Genomic DNA, 20,785 nt, shown 5'->3' on the forward strand with positions numbered 1-20,785 from the left:
AACAGTGAACAGTGAAGGCTGTCCGACCGGCACACCCTGTCAAGTTACTATCGGTTTGTCCCTTTGCCTTTTAACGCATGAGGCCGCACCCGAAATCCGGGCGCGGCCTCATGCTTGGAAATCACAACAATGCGCTATCGCGCCGCTGTTAACTATTCACTGTTAACTGTTAACTAACTTTCCAGCCAGATTTCCCGCGCCCACTGCCAGATACTCCCCCACTCCTCTTCCTCACGGATGCCCTCGCCGGGCACCCATAGCAGTACGCTGCCTTCCTGGGACATGGCGTAGATGCCGGCAGGCGCTTCGCAGACGGGGATCAGGTAGCGGGGCATGCCTTGATCCCAGGCGTTGGCGGCCATTTCCGGGAGGAAATTGTGGGCATAATCATCCATGACGGTGGCGGGCTCGAGGCTGCCGCAAATGATGTCGCTGGCGTTGAGCAGGAACTCCTTGTAGTCACCGGGCAGCGGGATCAGTAATTGCTCTTCGATTTCTACCAGACGGTCTTCGTCCGGAAGTTCCAGCGCCACCAGACCACCTTCGTGGCGTTCGCGCAGCAGTTCGATTACGTCTTCCATATTGGCTCTTCATGATTCTGTAGGAGCCTGCCTGCAGGCGATGGGTAAGGATCGCTTGCAGGCATACCCTGAAGGGCACAGAGAGCTCCTACGGGTGCAGCGGTTTAACCCCGGCGGAACGGGAACAGGAACTGTTTGACCACGCCTTCCGGCACCGGGGTGCTGGCACGGGTGCCGTATTCGGCGGCCAGCTCCTTGGGCATGATCAGGGTGCCGAACAGTTTATCGTAGATGGGCAGGAAGGCGGCGTAGTTTTTGTCTACGGCCAGGTCTTCAGAGGAGTGATGCCAATGGTGGAATTCCGGCGTGGCGATAAGCCAGCGGATGCCCGGGAAGCGGAAACGCACATTGGCGTGGATAAAGATGGCGTGGAACGACACGAACACCAGGTAGGCGTACACCGCAGATGGCGCAAAACCGAGGATAAAGATCGGCAGGTAGCCCACAAAGCGGTTGGCGATGATTTCCACCACATGCAGGCGCGACGAGGCCAGCCAGTCCATCTGGGTGGTGGAATGGTGCACCGCGTGGAATTTCCACAGCCAGGGCACTTCGTGGAAGGCGCGGTGAATCCAGTAGCTGCCCAGGTCGATGACGATCAGGATCTCGATAAACTGCAGCCACAACGGCTGGCTGGCAATGGCTTGCTGGAAGCCGATGTCTACCTTGTCGTGCAGCACCACCTGAATCGGAATGATGGTGAAGAAGCTGATCAGCTGTAGCCCCACATGGCTGAACAGAAAATACTTCATGTCGGTAACCCAACCACCACGCAGGGTTTTCTGGGCCGGATCTTTGGGGAAGGCCCGCTCCAGGGGAATAAACACCAGCGCCAGCACCAACAGGGTGAGGATGAAATAATCCAGCCCGGCATACAGGCTGCGGCCATCCACCGGCGGCACATCCAGCCGCCCGGAGCCAATCAGTGCGGCCATGCACGCCAACACCATGCCGATGATGCCGTAACGCTTTTCCTGATGGCGAAACACGCTGAAGAAACCGCAGGTGAAGCCGATACCAATGCCGATAAACAAGGCAATACGTAGCACCTGGGCGTTATAGAAACCCCGAAACTCCGGGGTGGTGAAGAGCTCAGGGTAGAGAAAGCAGAAGCTGCCCATCAGCGCCAGCACCCCCAGGCCGATGGACACGGTGGCGGTGATCTTGCCCTGCCCCGGCGTCAGGTCCACTTCTTCATAGCGTTCCCGTAAAAACTCGCTCATTGACTCCCTCCGTCCTTCCCCAAAGCCTGCCCGAGCCCCCGCATTTGGGCCAGTACAGGGCGGTAACAAGCTGCTACACTGCGCGTTCAATTACAGCTTCAAGCTATCAGCTTTGAGCGACGAGTCGCGCAATGTGCCTTGCCACCTTCAATGCTCTCGTTCCGCGCCCTGCGTCTGTGCGCGGGCACAGCTTTTGATATGACAACCGCCTCAATCGCGACTGTAAGCTCACAGCTCGTAGCTCGCAGCTTTAATCGCAATACTCACATATTTGATCACGCCAAAGTATGCCTCTACTCACGCTTCGCGAAATACAGCTCAGCTATGGCCAGCAGGCCTTGCTGGATCATGTGAACCTTTCCATCGACAGTGGCGAGCGCCTGTGTCTTATCGGCCGTAACGGGGCGGGCAAGTCCACCCTGATGAAAGTCATCGCCGGGGAAATCCAGGCGGATGACGGCCACATCGAGCAGACCCAGGGGTTGAGCATTGCCCGTCTGGAGCAGGAAGTGCCCGATGACCAGGACCACACCGTGCACTACATGGTCTCGCAGGGGCTTGGCGAACACGGCGCACTGCTTAGCGAACATGCGGAGTTGAGCCATCAACTGGCTGACGGCGATGACAAGGTGCTGGCCCGGTTCGAGCAGCTGAGCAGCGAGATCGAGGCCCGCGGCGCCTGGCAGCTGTCCCAGCGCGTAGACACTGCCCTGTCCAAACTGAGCCTGGACGGTGACATGCAGTTTGCCGGGCTGTCCGGTGGCATGAAGCGCCGCGTGCTGCTGGCACGGGCGCTGGTGCAGGAACCGGATATCCTGCTGCTGGACGAGCCCACCAACCACCTGGACATGGAATCGATTCAGTGGCTGGAAGAGTTTCTAAAAGGCTACGGTGCCACCCTGGTGTTTATCTCCCACGACCGGGCCTTTATCCGCGCCCTGGCGACCCGCATCATCGAGCTGGACCGGGGCATTCTCACCAGCTGGCCCGGTAGCTATGAAAAGTACCTCTCCGGCAAGCAGGCCGCCCTGGATGCGGAAGAGAAAGCCAACGCCGAGTTCGACAAGAAGCTCAGCCAGGAAGAAAAATGGATTCGTCAGGGCATCAAGGCTCGCCGTACCCGTAACGAAGGCCGGGTACGGGCCCTCAAGGCCATGCGCGACGAGTTCGCCCAGCGCCGCAATCGCACCGGCACCGCCAGCCTGACCATCCAAAGCAGCGACAGCTCCGGGAAGGTCGTGGTCGAAGCGGACAAGCTGAATTATGCCGTCGGCGGCAAGCAGATCGTGCGCGACTTTTCCGTCAACCTGCTGCGCGGCGACCGGGTGGGGATTCTTGGCCCCAACGGCTGCGGCAAATCCACCCTGATTCGCCTGTTGCTGGATCGGCTGCCGCCCGACAGCGGCACCCTGAAGCTGGGCACCCAGCTGCAAGTGGCTTACTTCGATCAGCTGCGTGACACCCTGGACGAGAACAAGAGCGTGATCGACAACGTGGCCGAGGGCTCCGATGTGATCTCACTGAATGGCCAGAACAAGCACGTGATCGGTTACCTGCAGGACTTCCTGTTCGATCCCGGCCGGGTGCGCCAGCCCGTGAAGTCCCTGTCGGGTGGCGAGCGCAACCGTCTGCTGCTGGCCAAGCTGTTCACCAAGCCCTTCAACCTGCTGGTGCTGGATGAGCCCACCAACGATTTGGATGCGGAAACCCTGGAGCTGCTGGAAGAGCAGCTGATGAATTATCAGGGCACCCTGCTGCTGGTAAGCCACGACCGGGAATTCATCGACAACGTGGTGACATCGACCCTGGTGTTCGAGCACGGTACTCTCAACAGTTATGTGGGGGGATATCAGGACTGGATTCGTCAACGTCCGGAACCTGTGAAGGAAAAGCCCGTCAAAGCCGACAAGCCCGCAGCCGCTGCACCGCCGCAGGCCCCGGCAAAGCGCAAGAAACTGTCTTACAAGGACCAGCGCGAGCTGGAGCAGTTACCCGGCCAGATCGAGCAACTGGAACAGGATCTGGATGCAGTGCAGACCCGCATGTCTGACCCGGCGTTCTACAAGGGCGATCCGGCAGACATCAGCGCTGCCCAACAGCAACAAACCGAGCTACAGCAGGCCCTGGAAAGCGCCTATGCCCGCTGGGACGAACTGGATCAGCTCGGCTAACCCATCACAGGAGTGGTTGTGCGAACACCGATCCGCTATCTGAGCGTACTGCTTGCCTTGATGCTGGCCTTCCAGCCCGCCCTGGCAACCGAAGTGGAAGATGAGGAACGGGCCCTGGAGCGGCAGCAGGAGGAAGAGAATCCTGCGCCGAACAAGGCGAGTCATGTACCGGTACAAGCGGTGGACGAAGACTCCCAGCCCACCGAGGAGCCGCCCCACCCTCTGCCGTTGCTTAACCGGGTAGTGGATCCGGGCACCTTTGCCACCCTGCACTGGACCCCGGATCAGTCATTCGGCTCTATTGCCACACCGGTGCCGGTGCTGGTCGCCCATGGCACCAAACCCGGCCCGCAGCTTTGCCTCACCGCTGCCATCCATGGTGATGAGCTCAACGGTATCGAGATGGTGCGGCGCCTGATGTACAAGTTGGAGCCCGACGAGCTGGCCGGCACCGTGATCGGTGTTCCCATCGTCAACCTGGACGGCTTTCGCAGCGGCAGCCGCTATCTTAGCGACCGCCGAGATCTGAACCGCTACTTCCCCGGCAACAAGAATGGCAGCGCCGCCAGCCGCGTGGCCCATTCCCTGTACAGCAACATTGTCAGTCACTGTGATTATCTGGTGGACCTGCACACCGGCTCGCAGAAGCGCGTCAACCTGCCCCAGCTGCGCGCCGATCTGGACAAACCCGAGGTGGTGGAGTTTGCCAAGCACTTTGGCGGCATGACAGTGCTGCACAGCCCTGGCGTCACCGGAATGCTGCGCGATGCCGCCGTGAAAGACGGTATTGTCGCCGTGACTATGGAAGCCGGTGGCCCCAACCGGCTGGAAACCCAGGCGGTGAATTACGGGGTGCAGGCACTGGAAACCCTGCTGGAAAACCTGCAGATGCAGAAAGCCAGCCGTTTCTGGAGCGCTCCGCAGCCGGTGTTCTTCGAATCAGAATGGATCCGTGCCGATCAGGGTGGCATCTTGCTGGCCGAGGTAAAACTGAACGACAAGGTGAAGAAGGGGCAGATTCTGGGCACCGTCACCGACCCGATCAGCAACACCGGCAGCGCCATCATTGCCCCCTACAATGGCCGGGTGCTGGGCATGGCCGTGAATCAGGTCATCCATGCCGGCTTTGCCGCCTTCCGTATCGGTGAAGAAAAATCGACCGAAGAGGTGGAAGCGCAGGCGGAAAAAGCCAGTAAAGAAAAAGAGAAAGCCCAGCAGCCCAGCGGCGATACCGGCAACGCCCAAGATCGCCCGGCTAACGAGGGGGAAACGGCGAAAGCGAACGCCGAGACTCCTGAGCCCGCACCGAAAGGCAAGAAGGAAAGCGACCCCAGCGAGTAGCCACTGTGGAGGGGCCCTGCCCCTCCTGCAGGCTACTTGTTTTTCACTACCGGCCCCAGCAAAGGCACTACCGCCAGTCGCACACCTTCCTCAAGCGCATTCTCATCCGCAAACATGTCATCTTTCAGGTGGGTGCGTGGAATCTTGTCTTTGATTGTGTAGAAGTGCGGCAATACCAATCCACCATAACTGGTGGCCAACCAGCGCCCCTGACCATCGAAACTGTTTAGCTGTAATGATACCGCCCCGACACTGCCGTGCCAGCGAGAGAAGCGGGCATTATCGAGCCCATCGGTAATATTGGCGCGTCTGACTCCGTCCCATGTTGCGTATTTACCCGTGCTCTGCGCCTGGCGCTCTACCAAAGCGGGAAAAATCACGATGTCATGATCGCCCTCTGGATTAAGCTCCTGTAACAGCTCTTCGACAGCTCGGAAGTAGCGCTCTCGATCAAACGCACCAGAGGTAGCAGAGTAAATGCCGCCGACGTCTTCAATGGCCTGTTGCCAGGAAGCGTTAAACACGGGGACAGACACTGTTTCCACGGTATGGCGGGTTTGCAGATCCTCCACCAGCAAATGGGTCACAGCGCTTACACCATGACGGTATTCGTCCTTGTCAGGCGAAATGGGTAACAACAATATCGATGCCGGTGACGGCACACCACGATAGGCATCGCTGTAGTGATTGTCGGGGATCGATACCGTATTAGTGGCACATCCTGTGATCAGTGCGCCCAGGCACAGCAGTAAACCGTAAGTCTTTTTCACCATAATTCCCCGGCATCCGTGCACCAGAGGGGCCGTACTGCCCCCCTGGCAGGCCAGCGAAGCGCCAGCCCCGGGCAGACGTTACTGCACCGTAATACTGTCTCGCAAGCCAGCCAGCGTCTTTTCTCCGACGCCTTTCACCACCAGCAGCTGCTCCACACTGGTGAAGGGACCGTTCGCATCCCGCCACTGAATAATTGATTCTGCTGTTTTCGGGCCTACGCCTTTCAAAGACTGCAACTGGTCAACGTCGGCGGTATTGAGATTGACCCGGTCGGGCATGGTGGCGCTGGCCTCAGCGCTAGCCGGAGCAGGTTCAGGGGAGCTTTCGACAGCAAACGACAGACCACTCAAGGCCAGCGTAAGAAGGGTAAGTGCGATCTGAAATCCTTTCATGATTGATCTCCTTATAGTTGGAGATGGCACAATAAAAGGCCCTTTCAATGGCGTTTATCAGCCAGCTGGGGTAATCGTTGTCAGCCTATCAGGCCAGGCTCTGTAATATTTCGTCGACAACCAATGTAGGTTCTGCAGATTGGGTAATGGGTCGGCCGATCACCATGTAATCCACCCCGGCATCGCGTGCTTGCACGGGCGTCAGTACCCGACGCTGGTCTCCGGCATCACTCCCCGCTGGGCGAATCCCCGGCGTGACCAGCGCGAAATTCTGGCCACACGCCTGTTTCAGCAAGCTGGCTTCCTGAGCAGAACACACGACGCCATCCATCCCTGACGCTTTCGACAGCTCGGCCAGGCGGCGCACCTGAACCTGCGGTTCATCGACGATCCCGATCTGCGACAGGTCAGTACGGTCCATGCTGGTGAGCACGGTGACGGCAATCAGCAGCGGCCGGGTACGGTGATTGGCAATCGCGTTCGCGGCGGCTTCCATCATCCGCTGGCCACCGCCAGCGTGCACGTTGACCATCCACACCCCCATATCGGCAGCCGCTGCCACGGCACCGGCAACCGTATTCGGGATATCGTGAAATTTGAGGTCCAGAAATACCTCAAACCCTTTGCCATGCAAGGCCTCAACCACCGCCGGGCCACTGCGGGTAAAGATTTCCTTGCCGACCTTCACGCGCACCTTGGCTGGGTCCAGCTGGTCTGCCATGGCCAGGGCCTGAGCCTGATCGGGGTAATCCAGAGCGACAACAACAGGGCTGGAGATAGGCATGGTGGCTTCCTGAGTGGTGGGTAGGCGGGGCTATGGTAGGCGCTGCTTGGCAGTGGTTCAAGAATGGCCTGGCTTTGGCTCCTGCAGGCAATGCGTGATAGCAGACTGCAGGAGCGGCTTCGTAAAAACGCCGAGGGATCAAGAACTTTTCAGCCTTTCTTGATCGGGCGATAGCTCGTAGCTCACAGCAGATAGCTGATAGCTGCTTTCAAACCTCCTTCACCACCGGTTTGATGGTACCCCAGCGTTTGCAGCTTGGGCAGCGCCATTGCATCAGCGGGGTTTCGAACCCGCAGCGACGGCATTTGTAGAGACTCTTGTTGTTCACCAATTTTTCAGACAGTTGGCGAAGAGCGTCCAGATGCTCGCGCGCTTCACCTTCGGCAATGCCGGCCAGACTCATGTCGAGAATCTTGTTGAGACCACGCACCGACGGATTGGCCTTCATGTACTCGCCGATAAAGTCTGCCGCTTCCTTATCGCCATAGCGGGTTTTCAACGCCTCTGACAGCAGCAGGATGCGGTTTGTGCTGGGTTTTTCTGCACTGTAGTCAGCCAGCATCTGGATGAAGTGCTCATCCTTATCCTGGGCCTGATAACAACTGCGCAGCTTGTCCAGCACCTCGTCGAAGAAATCGCTGTCCTGGGTCCAGATACGCTGGAAAGCCTGAATCGCGGCTTCCCAGTTCTGCTCGTCCATTTCCAGCTCGCCTTCCTGAAAGCTGGCACGTACACAGTCATTATCGAATGACAGCGCACGGCGCAACATGCGACGGGCCGGATTGATGTCCTTGTCCTTTTTCAGGTTGTCCGCTTGCTCACAGCAATACTGCGCCAGCACCGAGGCCAATTGCGGGCTGTTCTTAATCAGCCGCTCACCCATGCTAATGGCGTTGACCCAGTCACGCTCCTGCTCGTACAGGCCCATAAGCTGCCGACAGACTTCATCCTTGGCTTCGCAGTCCTGATCCAGCATTTCCAGCAAAACCTGCTCGGCCAGATCAAAAATACCGCTGGCCAGGTAATCCTGGGCAAGCTCCAGCTGGATTTCTTCCTGGACCGAACGAGAAAAATCGCCATGCTCCAGCAGATGGGTGTGCAGTTGCGCGGCGCGGTCAAATTCACCCCGCTTGCGAAACAGCTTGCCCAGCGCAAGGTGGGTATCGAGCCCTTCAGAGCCCACATCCAGTCCGTTCAGCAAGGCTTCGATACCCTTGTCGGGCTCTTCATTCAGGAAAAAGTTGATCCCCGCCACATAGTCCTTGGACAAGGAGGCCATGCGACGACGCTGGCGGCGCTTGCTTTCACGCCGCCCGAGAAAAAAACCCGCTGCAATGGCAACAAAGAACAGCGGCATCAACCACAGGGATTCGCTCATGAAAACAGGCTCTTGATACCACGCAGACCGATACCCGCCACCAGCCCGGTCAACAGGCCAATAGCCAGAACTCCAATCACCAGCACACCGAGGGACACATCCCATTGCAGGTTATAGAGCACCAGATCCAGTGTGACCGCTTCACGGTTACTGGTCACAAACAGAAAAGCGATAAAGAAGATGGCCACCGCCGCCAGTATGACCACGATGCGATACAGGTTACGCATGTCAGGACTCCCTCACCGGCTATGCCGGCCTAGCGCAGGATACGAATTAGCTGGCAGCCGCCTGGCCACCGGCATCGCCGCTATCGGATTCTTCCCCGGCATCCATTTGCAGGGATTCGTTTACGCGTTCGCGCAATTCCTTGCCTGGCTTGAAATGGGGAACATACTTGCCGTGCAGCTCGACGCTGGCACCGGTCTTGGGATTACGGCCCACGCGGGGTGCGCGGAAATGGAGGGAAAAACTGCCGAAGCCGCGTATTTCGATACGACCTCCGCCGGCCAGGGAATCGGCCATTTGTTCGATCAGCGTTTTGACTGCCAGTTCCACATCCTTGGGTGACAGTTGGGTTTGCCGGTCGGCAATCCGCTCAATCAGTTCTGACTTGGTTAACGCCATTACAGCTTGCTCCCTGGGCTCCCTGCCCAGTGGGGTCGGCGAATGCCGACCCCGGGGAGGAGCCGATTAAGACTCGTTGCTGTTTTCCATCTGCTGCTTGATCAGATCACCGATGGTCTTCGGCGCGTTGGCATCCTGCTGTTCTTGCAGGTTGTCCATGGCCTCACGCTCATCAGCCTGATCCTTCGCTTTGATGGACAAGCTCAGTGCACGGTTCTTGCGATCAACGTTGACGATCTTGGCTTCCACTTCGTCGCCCACGTTGAGCACTTCGGTTGCATCGTTAACGCGGTCGCGGCTGATTTCGCTGGCACGCAGGGTACCTTCGACATTCTCAGCCAGCTCCACGGTGGCCGCTTTCGCGTCTACCGCAGTGACCTTGCCCTTAACAATTGCGCCCTTGTCGTTAGCAGCAACATACTGAGCAAACGGATCGTCTGTCAACTGCTTGATACCCAAGGAAATTCTTTCGCGCTCTGCATCGATGGACAGAACCACGGTTTCCAGCTCGTCACCCTTGTTGAAGTTACGCACGGCATCTTCGCCCTGCTCTTCCCAAGAGATGTCGGACAGGTGCACCAGACCGTCGATACCGCCTTCCAGACCGATGAAGATACCGAAGTCAGTGATGGACTTGATCTTGCCGGAAATGCGCTCGCCTTTCTGGTATTTCTGCTCGAAGGCATCCCACGGGTTGGACTGACACTGCTTGATACCCAGGGAGATACGACGACGATCTTCGTCGATGTCCAGGATCATCACTTCCACTTCGTCGCCGATCTCTACAACCTTGGACGGGTGGATGTTCTTGTTGGTCCAATCCATTTCGGAAACGTGAACCAGACCCTCTACACCTTCTTCGATCTCGGCGAAACAGCCGTAATCGGTCAGGTTGGTTACCTTGGCTTTCACCTTGGCACCTTCCGGGTACTTGCCCACGATGTCGTGCCACGGATCTTCGCCCAGCTGCTTCAGCCCCAGGGAAACACGCATCTTCTCGCGGTCGAACTTCAGTACCTTGACGTCGATTTCCTGGCCAACTTCCACGATTTCGCTCGGATGCTTGATACGCTTCCAGGCCATATCGGTGATGTGCAGCAGGCCGTCGATGCCGCCCAGGTCTACGAACGCACCGTAGTCGGTCAGGTTCTTCACGATACCCTTGACTTCCATGCCTTCCTGCAGGGATTCGAGCAGCTGCTCACGCTCTGCGCTGTGCTCGGCTTCCATCACCGCACGACGGGAAACCACAACGTTGTTGCGCTTCGGATCCAGCTTGATGACTTTGAAGTCCAGCTCTTTGCCTTCCAGGTGAGCAACGTCGCGCACCGGACGGATGTCTACCAGAGAGCCCGGCAGGAACGCACGGATCGGGCCGATATCGACGGTGAAACCGCCTTTTACCTTGCCAGAGATCTGACCTTTTACGATCTCGTCTTCGTCGAAAGCTTTTTCCAGCTCGCCCCACACTTCGGCGCGCTTGGCTTTTTCACGGGACAGGCGGGTGAAGCCCATGCCATCGTCGATGGCGTCTACGGCTACGTCGACTTCATCGCCTTCAGCGATTTCCAGTTCGCCTGCCTCGTTAACGAATTCGTCACGGGCAATAATGCCTTCGGATTTCAGGCCCGCGTTAACAGTTACCCAATCGCTGTCGATGGATACCACGGTGCCTTTAATGATGGAGCCACGAGCAACGTCGAGGTCCTTGAGGCTTTCTTCAAAAAGATCAGCAAAAGATTCAGTCATGTGTCTCTCGGTTTAATTCACATGCCAACCAGCAGACATGGGTTATGGATAATTGGACCCGCCCTCCCCAGCTGGCTTACTTTGTGAGGGAGTGACAGATCAGCCGCTTTACACGGAATCGCAATTACCCCGCGGCAGGGACTGCCGAAGGGTGTCGATAGGTGCTCACTGCGGGTCAGGCCAACTGGCGAGCCGCAGCCTCGTCGAGAATCCGGTTAACCACGTCATCAACCGAAAGCGTTGTGGAATCAATCACCACGGCATCGTCTGCCGGGCGCAATGGCGCCACCTCACGGTTCATGTCACGGTCATCCCGGGTGCGGATGTCCTCAACAAGGGTCGCGAGGGTAGCACCAAAGCCCTTCTCCTTCAACTGCTCAAAGCGCCGTCTGGCGCGCTCTTCAGCGCTGGCGGTGAGGTAGATCTTGAGAGGGGCGGAGGTAAACACCACGGTGCCCATATCGCGACCGTCAGCCACCAGCCCGGGAGACTCGGCAAAGGCCCGCTGACGGGCCAGCAGTGCATCGCGAACCGGCTGCAGAACCGCAACCTGGCTGGCCAGCTCGCCAACGCTTTCCTGACGAATGATGTTGGAGACATCCTCACCGGCCAGAATCACCGCCGTATCGCCCTGTTGCTCCACAAAGCGCACTGGCAGAGCCTTGGCCATGTCGACCAGGCGGGGCTCGTCATCCAACGCAACCCCTTGATTTCTCGCATGATAACCCAGGACACGATACAGCGCCCCGGAATCCAGAAGATGCCAGCCCATGCGTGCAGCCACCAGCCTGGCCACGGTGCCTTTGCCGGAAGACACCGGCCCGTCGATGGTCAATACTGCCGCCTGACTCATTTCACCTCCAGATTCAGGCCGGCATGACCGGCCAGCTGGGCAAAACCCGGGAAGCTGGTGGCCACATTGGCGCAATCATGGATGGTGATAGGGCCATTGGCACGCAGGGCTGCCATGGCAAAGCTCATGGCGATGCGGTGATCGCCGTGGGATTGCACTTCCCCACCGCCGAACGCCCCGCCCGTAATGCGGATACCGTCGTCAAACACCTCATGGTCCACACCCAGCGCGGCCAGGCCGTCGGCCATCACCTGAATGCGGTCGGATTCCTTCACGCGCAGCTCTTCAGCGCCGTGCAGGATGGTGTCACCCTCGGCGCAGGCGGCAGCAATGAAAATGGCCGGGAATTCATCAATGGCCAGCGGCACCAGCGCCTCCGGAATCACAATGCCTTTCAACGGCGCGGATTTGACCACGATATCGGCCACCGGCTCACCACCGGCATCCCGCTGGTTTTCCAGGCGAATATCGGCCCCCATCAGCTTGAGAATATCGATCACGCCGGTCCGGGTGGGGTTAATGCCCACGTGCGGCAGGGTCACGTCACTGCCTTCGGCAATGGATGCGCCGACCAGGAAGAACGCGGCGGAGGAAATATCCGCTGGCACTTCCAGTTTGCAGGCCGTCAGCTTGCCACCGCCGCTGACCACGCTGGTGGCGCCATCGCGACGCACCGCATAGCCAAAACCACCCAGCATGCGCTCGGTGTGGTCCCGCGTCGGCGCCGGTTCGGTCACCGAGGTTTCGCCTTCGGCATACAGGCCGCCCAGCAGTACCGCGGACTTCACTTGGGCAGAAGCCATGGGCAGATCATAGTGAATCGCCTTGAGCGGCTGGCCACCGCGGATACGCACCGGGGGGCGACCTTCGTTGCCGGTGGTGATCTGGGCACCCATTTCCCGCAAGGGTTTGGCCACCCGCTCCATCGGACGCTTGGACAGGGAAGCATCCCCGGTCAGCTCCACATCGAAAGCCTGTCCCGCCAGCAAGCCGGTCAGCAGACGCATGGAGGTACCTGAGTTACCCATGTAGAGGGGTTTTTCCGGCGCTTTGAGGCCGTTTAGCCCCACCCCATGGATGGTCACCTGCCCATTCGTGGGGCCTTCAATCACCACACCCATATCGCGGAACGCCTGCAGGGTCGCCAAGGCGTCTTCGCCTTCCAGGAAGCCTTCGACTTCCGTTACCCCATCTGCGAGGGAGCCCAGCATGATGGAACGGTGGGACATGGATTTGTCGCCCGGCACGCGGATGCGGCCATTGAGCTTGCCACCCGGAGTCATCAGGTAGGTCGGGTTGGCCTTGCTTGAATCTGTCATGATGCTGTCTTCACCTAATTGGGCGCGGGTGTAGGACGTGCGCCCGTTCATGGCCATAAAGTGTGCCCGGGCCGAATTGGCACGGGTCATGATGCCCATCAGGGCATCGGAATCCCCTTTTTCCACGGCGTCGCGGAAGCGGTCGATACCGTCGCTGAACAGGCCCAGAGCCTGCAATAACGCCGCTTTGTTCTCGCGAAAGATGTCGTGCCACATCACCGGGTCGGAGCTGGCAATGCGGGTGAAGTCGCGAAAACCGCCGGCAGCATAGCGGAAAATCTCGTTGGAATCCCCCTGCCGGGCCAGGGTATCCACCAGCGAAAACGCAAGAAGATGCGGCAAATGGCTGGTTTCTGCCAGCACCTGGTCGTGATACTGCGGCGACATCTGCAGCACTTCGGCGCCCATGGCGGTCCAGATAGCGCGGACTTTCGCCGTGGCGGCCGGATCGGTGTCGTCCGTGGGCGTGAGGATGACCCGGTGATCCCGGTAAAGCGTGGCGTCGGCCGCGCTGACACCGCTCTTTTCCTTGCCTGCGATGGGATGGCCGGGTACGAAGCGCGAGTAGTGCTCCCCCAGCGCCTGCCGGGCAGCGCTGATCACGTTACCCTTCACACTGCCGCCATCGGTGACAATCGCGGTACGGGACAGCCCGGGTTTCAGCGCCGCCAGCACCTTGCCCATGGCAGACACGGGGGTGGAGACAAAGACCAGATCCGCGCCTTTGACGGCTTCGGCCAGATCCTGGCTGCCGTCATCGACCACCCCCAGGGCAATGCCCTGCTCCAGGGTACGCGCCGAGCGGGAACCCGCCACGATGGAACGTGCCAAGCCATTTTCGCGGGCAGCGGCGGCGAAGGAGCCACCGATCAGGCCGAGGCCGATGATGGCGATGCGATTGAAGAGTGGCTCAGACATCACTGCTCTCCGTAGGAGCGTCGCTGGCGGCGCGATTGGCGGTTGGTGATCGCGCCGCCAGCGACGCTCCTACGGCAGGGAATGGAACGTATTCGCGACTACCCATCGGCCAGATCCTTCAACACCTTTTTCAGGGCCAGCAGGAAACGTTCGTTTTCCGGACTGGTGCCGATGGTCACCCGCAGGTGATTAGGCATGCCGTAGCCACCCAACGGGCGCACGATCACCCCTTCCCTGAGCAGGCCCTCATAGACCGGCATGGCCGGCTGGCCACAATCAAACGCAATAAAGTTAGCCACGGAAGGAATCTGTTCCAGGTGGAGTGCCTGCAACCCCTCGGCAATCTGCACCAGCCCCGAGGTGTTCTCGCTACGGGAATTTTCCAGATGGTCATCGTCCTGTAGCGCCGCTTCCGCTGCGACCTGGGCCGGGGTATTCACGTTGAATGGCTGACGCACCCGGTTGAGCACGTCGGCAATTTGCGGGCTGGAGACACCGTAGCCCACCCGCAGGCCGGCCAGACCATAAATCTTCGAGAAGGTGCGCGTCACGATCAGGTTTGGGTATTGGCCCAGCCGATCGATGCCGTTGGGGTAATGGCTTTCTTCCACATATTCGAAGTAGGCCTCATCCAGCACCACAATGACCCGCTCGGGAATCCGCGACAGGAATTCGTCCAGCGCATGGGCATTGAACCAGGTGCCGGTGGGGTTGTTCGGGTTGGCCACGAAGATAACCCGGGTGCGCTCGGTCACTGCTTCCGCCATGGCCGCCAGATCATGACCAAACAGGTTGGACGGCACCTGCACCGGTCTGGCATTGCAGGCCAGGGTCACAATCGGATACACCGCAAAGGCATACTCGGAAAAAATTGCCTCATCGCCTTCCTGCAGGTAGGCGCGGGCAATCAGATCCAGCACATCATTGGAGCCATTGCCCAAGGTCAGCTGGTTGCTGGCCACATTCAGTTTTTCCGCCAGTGCCGCTTTCAGCGAAAAGGTGGCACCGTCCGGGTACAGGTGCAGCTCGTGCATATGCTTGAGCGCGTGCAGGGCCTTGTGGCTGGCCCCCAGCGGGTTTTCGTTGCTGGCCAGTTTGACGATATCGGAAACACCCAGCTCTCGCTCCAGCTCGTCGATGGGTTTACCCGGCTCGTAGGGCTTGAGCTGCTGGATACCGCTATTGGCTAATTGGATGTAATCGCAGGTCATGTGTGGGAGCTCCCTTTGCATCCTCTCTGCGAGACTGGGCCGCAGGGAGGATCTGATCGGGGTCGGGCGCCTGAAGGCGGACGTCCGACGCAAAAACCGCAAAGCGTCCGACACCAGACGTCTGGCGTCAGACCCGACTTTCTATAGGACTGCCTTGGGATAGGACCCCAGTAGCTTGATGGTATTCCCGGCCGCTTCCAGCTTGTCCAGTACCGACTGCAGGTTGGCATCTTCCTTGTGGCCTTCGCAGTCCACAAAGAACACATAGCTCCAGTTAGCAGTGCGGGATGGACGGGATTCCAGCCGTGTCAGGTTGATGCCCTCGTCGCGGAACGGCGCCAGCACCTCGAACAACAGACCCGGGCGGTTTTTGCCGCTAATCATCAGGCTGGTCTTGTCCTTGCCGGAAGCCGGCGTGTCCTGACGGCCGATAATCAGGAACCGGGTGGTGTTATCCGGGCGATCCTCAATATTCCGTTGCACCGCCTCCAACCCATACAGCTCTTCCGCCATTTCGCCGGCGATGGCCATGGCATTCCACTCGTCCTTGAGACGACGGGCCGCTTCGGCATTGGAGCTGACCGCAATCCGCTCCACTCCAGGCATGTGGGCATCCAGCCACTGGCGACACTGGGCCAGGGTCTGCTGGTGGGAGTACACCCGGGTCACCTTGTCGCGCTGGGTGTGCTTGCCGGCCAGCAGGTGGTGGTGGATACGCAGCTCCACTTCACCACAGATTTTCAGTTCGGAGCTCATGAACGTGTCAAGGGTGTGGTTGACCACCCCTTCCGTGGAGTTTTCCACCGGCACCACCCCGTAATGGGCCGCGCCCGCTTCCACTTCACGGAACACTTCATCAATGGCCCCCAGCGGCACGGACTCTACGGCATGGCCAAAATGCTTCAGCGCTGCCTGCTGGGTAAAGGTGCCTTCCGGGCCGAGAAACGCCACCTTCATGCGCTGCTCCAGCGCCAGGCAGGCACTCATGATCTCACGGAAAAAGCGCGCCATGGTCTCGCCATCCAGCGGCCCCTGGTTTCGCTCCTTAACCCGGCGCAGCACCTGGGCTTCGCGCTCAGGACGGTAAAATACCGGATTCGGGTCAGTGGCGATTTTGACTTCTGCCACCTTGTGGGCCAGGGTCGCACGCTCGTTCAGCAGATCCTGCAGTTGCTGATCCAGCGCGTCGATCTGGTTACGCAAGTTGTCCAGTGATTCGGTCATGGCGTCCCCGCTCAGCCGTTACGTTTTTCAAAATCCGCCATAAAGGCAATCAGCGCATCTACCGCCGCTTCCGGTACGGCGTTGTAAATGCTGGCGCGCATGCCACCCACACTGCGGTGGCCTTTCAGGTTCAGCAAACCGGCCGCATCGGCTTCCGCCAGGAAAGTCTTGTCCAGAGCATCGTCTGCCAGCACAAAGGGTACATTCATCCAGCTGCGGCTGATTTTTTCCACCGGGTTGCTGTAGAAGTCGCTGCCATCAATGAAACCATACAGCTTTTCGGCCTTGCGCTGGTTGATTTCCGCCATGTTGGCCACGCCACCCTGCTTCTTGAGCCATTCGAACACCAGGCCGGCAAGGTACCAGGCGTAGGTGGGCGGGGTGTTATACATGCTGCCGTTGTCTGCATGGGTCTGGTAGTTAAGCATGGCGGGCACATGGGCACCGGCCTTGCCGAGCAGGTCTTTGCGGATAATCACCAGCGTCAGGCCCGCGGGGCCGATGTTTTTCTGGGCACCGGCGTAGATCATGCCAAAACGGTTCACGTCCACCGGACGGGACAAAATGGTGGAGCTCATGTCCGCCACCAACGGGGTCTCACCGACCTCCGGAATAAAGCTGTATTCCAACCCACCGATGGTTTCGTTGGGGCAGTAATGCAGGTAGGCCGGGTTAGCAGACAGCTTCCAACTCTCTTGAGGGGGCACCGTGGTGAAGTGGCTGTCTTCGCTGCTGGCCGCCACATTGATCTTGCCGTAGCGCCCCGCTTCCTTGATGGCTTTCTTGGACCACTGCCCGGTATTGATGTAATCCGCCGTTTCACCCTCGCCCAGCAGGTTCATGGGCACCATGGCAAACTGGGTAGACGCCCCGCCCTGCAGGAACAGCACAGCGTAATCGTCGCTGATGCCCATCAGGTCACGCAGGTCCTGTTCGGCCTTTTCGGCGATATCCACGAAGACCTTGTCCCGGTGGCTCATTTCCATGATGGACAGACCTTTGCCCTGGAAATCGAGGATTTCCTGTTGAGCCTGTTCCAGTACCGCCGTCGGCAACGCCGCCGGCCCTGCGCAGAAGTTATAGGCGCGGGACATCTGTGTTCTCCGTCTAATCAAAGAAGCCCGGCGAAACCGGGCTCGGGGTTATTCCTGTTTATCGGATCGGCCAAGCTGGCTGCAGAAGCATCGCTCACGACGCGATTCCAGCGTCAAAATCGAAGGCTTTGTCACCACAGAGGCACAGAGAAAAGCGTGTGTTTTCCTCTGTGTACTCTGTGACAAATCCGCTTTTACGGTTTAGCGGATCGCGCCGCGAGCGACGCTCCTGCGGTTCAGCCTTCTGCGTCGTCGCTGGCGTCAGACTCTGGTGCTTCCGGGGTCGCTTCCCCTTCAATCACCTCACCCTCTTCACCGTCCAGCTCCTCGTCTTCCTCCGCCCCTTCCAGTTCCGGAATGGTGGCCAGGCCGCAGAGTTTTTCTTCCTCGCCAAGGCGAATCAGGCGAACGCCCTGGGTGTTACGGCCGGAGGTGCTGATCTGGTCCACACCGGTACGCACCAGGGTGCCCTGGTTGGAGATCAGCATGATGTCTTCGCCGCCAAACACCTGGGTGGCGCCGACCAGCTCACCGTTACGCTCGTTGACCACCATGGCGATGACGCCCTGACCACCACGGCCTTTGGTGGGGTACTCGGTGAGCGGGGTGCGCTTGCCGTAGCCGTTCTCGGAGGCGGTGAGGATCTGGCCGTCTTCTTCCGGCACGATCAGGGAAATCACGTCGACGCCGTCCGCCAGCTTGATCCCCCGCACACCACGGGCCAGACGGCTCATAACGCGGACCTTGGACTGATGGAAACGTACTGCCTTGCCGTTGCGCGCCACCAGCATCACGTCTTCGTGGCCCTGGGTAATGGCCACGTTCACCAGGTGCTCACCTTCCTGCAGTTTCACGGCGATCAGGCCGGAGCTGCGCGGACGGGCAAAGTTGGCCAGCTGGGTACGCTTGACCACACCGCTGGAGGTGGCCATGAAGATGAACGGACCGGGCACGGTATCGGCCACGATGGCGTCGTCATCACCCTCTGCGGCATCATCAACCACATCTTCCGCGTCAATGGTGGTGTCTTCGTCTTCTTCGCTGTCGGCTTTCTGCTGACGCACCATGTCGGCATCCAGACGCAGAATGGCGGTAATTTTTTCTTCTGCACCCAGCGCCGGCAGCAGGTTCACAATTGGCTTGCCGCGGGAGGCCCGGCCACCTTGCGGCAGCTCGAAGGTGCGTAACCAGAACACCTTGCCGGCATCCGTGAACAGCAACAGGGTATCGTGGGTGCCTGCCACCAGCAGGTGCTCCACGTAATCTTCGTCTTTCAGCTGCCCGGCAGACTTGCCGCGCCCACCCCGCTTCTGGGCACGGTAGGTATCGATGGGCTGCATTTTGGCGTAACCGCCGTTGGACAGGGTCACCACCACGGTTTCTTCGGCGATCAGGTCTTCCATGCTGAGATCCAGGCGAGAGGCCACAATCTCGGAACGACGCTCATCGGCGTACTCCTCACGGATCGCGGTCAGCTCATCGCGGATCACCTGCATCAGGCGCTCCGGATTGGCCAGAATCAGCATCAGCTCGGCAATGATTTCCAGCAGCTCCTGGTAATCATTGATCAGCTTCTCGCGCTCCAGACCGGTCAGCTTCTGCAGACGCAGGTCCAGAATGGCCTGGGCCTGTTCCGGGCTCAGGTAATAGAGGTCATCACGCAGGCCGTACTGCTCGTCCAGACCATCTGGACGGGCCGCGTTTTCGCCACCGGCGCGCTCCAGCATCTGCAGCACATCACCCGGCGCCCAGCCTTTGGCCAACAGCTTTTCTTTCGCTTCGGCACCGCTCGGCGAGCTCTTGATCAGTTCGATCACCGGATCGATGTTGCTCAACGCCACCGCCAGACCTTCCAGCAGGTGCGCCTTTTCGCGAGCCTTGCGCAGTTCGAACACGGTACGGCGAGTCACCACTTCACGACGGTGACGGATAAAGGCATCCAGCAGCTCACGCAGGTTCAGGGTCTTGGGCTGGCCATCGACCAGGGCCACGGTGTTGATACCAAACACCGACTCCATCTGGGTCTGCTGGTACAGGTTGTTCAGCACCACTTCCGCGTTCTCGCCCTTGCGCAGCTCGATCACGATCCGCATGCCTTCCTTGTCGGATTCGTCGCGCAGTTCGGTGATGCCTTCAATTTTCTTGTCTTTCACCAGCTCGGCGATCTTTTCGATCAACCGTGCCTTGTTCACCTGATAGGGAATTTCGGTGACGATGATGGCTTCTTTGCCGCTCTTGTCGGTGGCCTCGATTTCGGCACGGGCGCGCATGTACACGCGCCCACGGCCGGTACGGTAGGCCTGCACGATGCCGGCGCGGCCATTGATGATGCCCGCAGTGGGGAAATCCGGGCCCTTGATGTACTCCATCAGGTCGTCCGGGGTCAGACTGTCATCGTCGATCAGCGCCAGACAGCCATCCACCACTTCGCCCAGGTTGTGGGGCGGAATGTTGGTCGCCATACCCACAGCAATACCGGAGGAACCGTTCACCAGCAGGTTGGGCACCCGGGTGGGCATCACATCAGGAATCTTTTCCGTGCCGTCGTAGTTGTCGACGAAATCCACGGTTTCCTTGTCCAGATCCGCCAGCAGCTCGTGGGCGATCTTGGACATGCGCACTTCGGTGTAACGCATGGCCGCGGCGGAGTCGCCGTCGATGGAACCGAAGTTCCCCTGGCCATCCACCAGCATGTAGCGCAGGGAGAAAGGCTGCGCCATCCGTACGATGGTGTCGTACACGGCGGAGTCACCGTGGGGGTGATATTTACCAATCACGTCACCGACCACACGGGCAGATTTTTTATAGGGCTTGTTCCAGTCGTTGTTCAGCTCATGCATGGCGAACAACACGCGGCGGTGTACCGGCTTCAGGCCGTCGCGCACGTCAGGCAGGGCCCGCCCCACGATCACGCTCATGGCGTAATCCAGGTACGACTGCTTGAGTTCGTCTTCGATGTTGACCGGGGTAACTTCTCTGGCGAGATCCGACATAGTGATCCTTATTATCCCCAACAGCCCCGCAGGCGGGACTCAGGCTGACTCCGTGGTTCCGGGGGCCAACACTTTCCTGCCCCGGAAAAGCACCGGATGATAGCACAGCTGCGGAGACACTGAATAACTCCTTGCGTACTCAGCGTGACCTGAAGC

The 20,785-nt window shown here is 59.3% G+C and carries 17 protein-coding genes; 2 read left to right on the forward strand and 15 right to left on the reverse strand.

All coding sequences use genetic code 11. The annotated features are described in order from the left end of the window. Positions 1–173: 173 nt before the first annotated feature. Positions 174–581, reverse strand: a complete 408-nt coding sequence (locus tag Q672_RS29485; RefSeq protein WP_022986121.1) for an SMI1/KNR4 family protein — start codon at positions 579–581, stop codon at positions 174–176. Positions 582–685: 104 nt separating this feature from the next. Beyond that, complete coding sequence (locus Q672_RS29490; RefSeq protein ID WP_022986122.1) at positions 686–1,804, reverse strand: sterol desaturase family protein; 1,119 nt, start codon at positions 1,802–1,804, stop codon at positions 686–688. A gap of 287 nt (positions 1,805–2,091) precedes the next feature. Here Q672_RS29490 and Q672_RS29495 point away from each other — a divergent pair, with 287 nt between their 5' ends. Beyond that, a complete protein-coding gene (locus Q672_RS29495; protein WP_022986123.1) occupies positions 2,092–3,975 on the forward strand; it encodes an ATP-binding cassette domain-containing protein in 1,884 nt (627 codons plus the stop codon). Positions 3,976–4,068: 93 nt separating this feature from the next. Further along, complete coding sequence (locus Q672_RS29500; protein ID WP_442778109.1) at positions 4,069–5,316, forward strand: succinylglutamate desuccinylase/aspartoacylase family protein; 1,248 nt, start codon at positions 4,069–4,071, stop codon at positions 5,314–5,316. A 32-nt stretch (positions 5,317–5,348) separates the two neighbouring features. Here the strand turns inward: Q672_RS29500 and Q672_RS29505 are convergent, their stop codons facing one another. The 13 genes from Q672_RS29505 to gyrA all read right to left on the reverse strand — a co-directional run bounded on the left by Q672_RS29505 (position 5,349) and on the right by gyrA (position 20,629). Next, positions 5,349–6,086: a hypothetical protein gene (locus Q672_RS29505; RefSeq protein ID WP_160169806.1), complete on the reverse strand. Its 738-nt coding sequence runs from the start codon at positions 6,084–6,086 to the stop codon at positions 5,349–5,351. An 81-nt stretch (positions 6,087–6,167) separates the two neighbouring features. Further along, entirely contained in the window at positions 6,168–6,482 is a 315-nt protein-coding gene (locus Q672_RS29510; protein ID WP_022986126.1) for a ComEA family DNA-binding protein, read from the reverse strand. Positions 6,483–6,570: 88 nt separating this feature from the next. Next, positions 6,571–7,266: an orotidine-5'-phosphate decarboxylase gene (pyrF, locus tag Q672_RS29515; RefSeq protein WP_022986127.1), complete on the reverse strand. Its 696-nt coding sequence runs from the start codon at positions 7,264–7,266 to the stop codon at positions 6,571–6,573. 208 nt (positions 7,267–7,474) lie between these two features. Then, entirely contained in the window at positions 7,475–8,644 is a 1,170-nt protein-coding gene (gene lapB, locus Q672_RS29520) for a lipopolysaccharide assembly protein LapB (RefSeq protein WP_022986128.1), read from the reverse strand. Further along, a complete protein-coding gene (locus Q672_RS29525; RefSeq protein ID WP_022986129.1) occupies positions 8,641–8,871 on the reverse strand; it encodes a hypothetical protein in 231 nt (76 codons plus the stop codon). Before Q672_RS29525 ends, lapB begins: the two co-directional genes overlap by 4 nt. A gap of 46 nt (positions 8,872–8,917) precedes the next feature. Continuing rightward, positions 8,918–9,268: an integration host factor subunit beta gene (gene ihfB, locus Q672_RS29530; protein WP_022986130.1), complete on the reverse strand. Its 351-nt coding sequence runs from the start codon at positions 9,266–9,268 to the stop codon at positions 8,918–8,920. A 66-nt stretch (positions 9,269–9,334) separates the two neighbouring features. After that, complete coding sequence (rpsA, locus tag Q672_RS29535; protein ID WP_022986131.1) at positions 9,335–11,017, reverse strand: 30S ribosomal protein S1; 1,683 nt, start codon at positions 11,015–11,017, stop codon at positions 9,335–9,337. Between the two features lie 175 nt (positions 11,018–11,192). Next, positions 11,193–11,870 (reverse strand): (d)CMP kinase, encoded by a 678-nt coding sequence (gene cmk, locus Q672_RS29540; protein WP_022986132.1) that lies wholly within the window; start codon positions 11,868–11,870, stop codon positions 11,193–11,195. Beyond that, positions 11,867–14,107 (reverse strand): bifunctional prephenate dehydrogenase/3-phosphoshikimate 1-carboxyvinyltransferase, encoded by a 2,241-nt coding sequence (locus Q672_RS29545; protein WP_022986133.1) that lies wholly within the window; start codon positions 14,105–14,107, stop codon positions 11,867–11,869. Before Q672_RS29545 ends, cmk begins: the two co-directional genes overlap by 4 nt. Positions 14,108–14,205: 98 nt before the next feature. Continuing rightward, complete coding sequence (gene hisC, locus Q672_RS29550) at positions 14,206–15,318, reverse strand: histidinol-phosphate transaminase (protein ID WP_022986134.1); 1,113 nt, start codon at positions 15,316–15,318, stop codon at positions 14,206–14,208. Positions 15,319–15,459: 141 nt separating this feature from the next. Beyond that, the gene (gene pheA / locus Q672_RS29555) at positions 15,460–16,542 is read right to left on the reverse strand and encodes a prephenate dehydratase (RefSeq protein WP_022986135.1); all 1,083 of its coding nucleotides are present in this window, start codon (positions 16,540–16,542) and stop codon (positions 15,460–15,462) included. Between the two features lie 11 nt (positions 16,543–16,553). Beyond that, positions 16,554–17,636 carry a 3-phosphoserine/phosphohydroxythreonine transaminase gene (gene serC / locus Q672_RS29560; RefSeq protein ID WP_022986136.1) on the reverse strand — a complete coding sequence of 361 codons (1,083 nt, stop codon included), beginning with the start codon at positions 17,634–17,636 and terminating at the stop codon, positions 16,554–16,556. A 236-nt stretch (positions 17,637–17,872) separates the two neighbouring features. Next, on the reverse strand, positions 17,873–20,629 hold the full coding sequence (gene gyrA, locus Q672_RS29565; RefSeq protein ID WP_022986137.1) for a DNA gyrase subunit A: 2,757 nt from the start codon (positions 20,627–20,629) through the stop codon (positions 17,873–17,875). Positions 20,630–20,785 lie beyond the last annotated feature (156 nt).

This window comes from Alcanivorax sp. P2S70 (genome assembly GCF_000475295.1).
Classification (GTDB): Bacteria; Pseudomonadota; Gammaproteobacteria; order Pseudomonadales; family Alcanivoracaceae; genus Alcanivorax; species Alcanivorax profundi.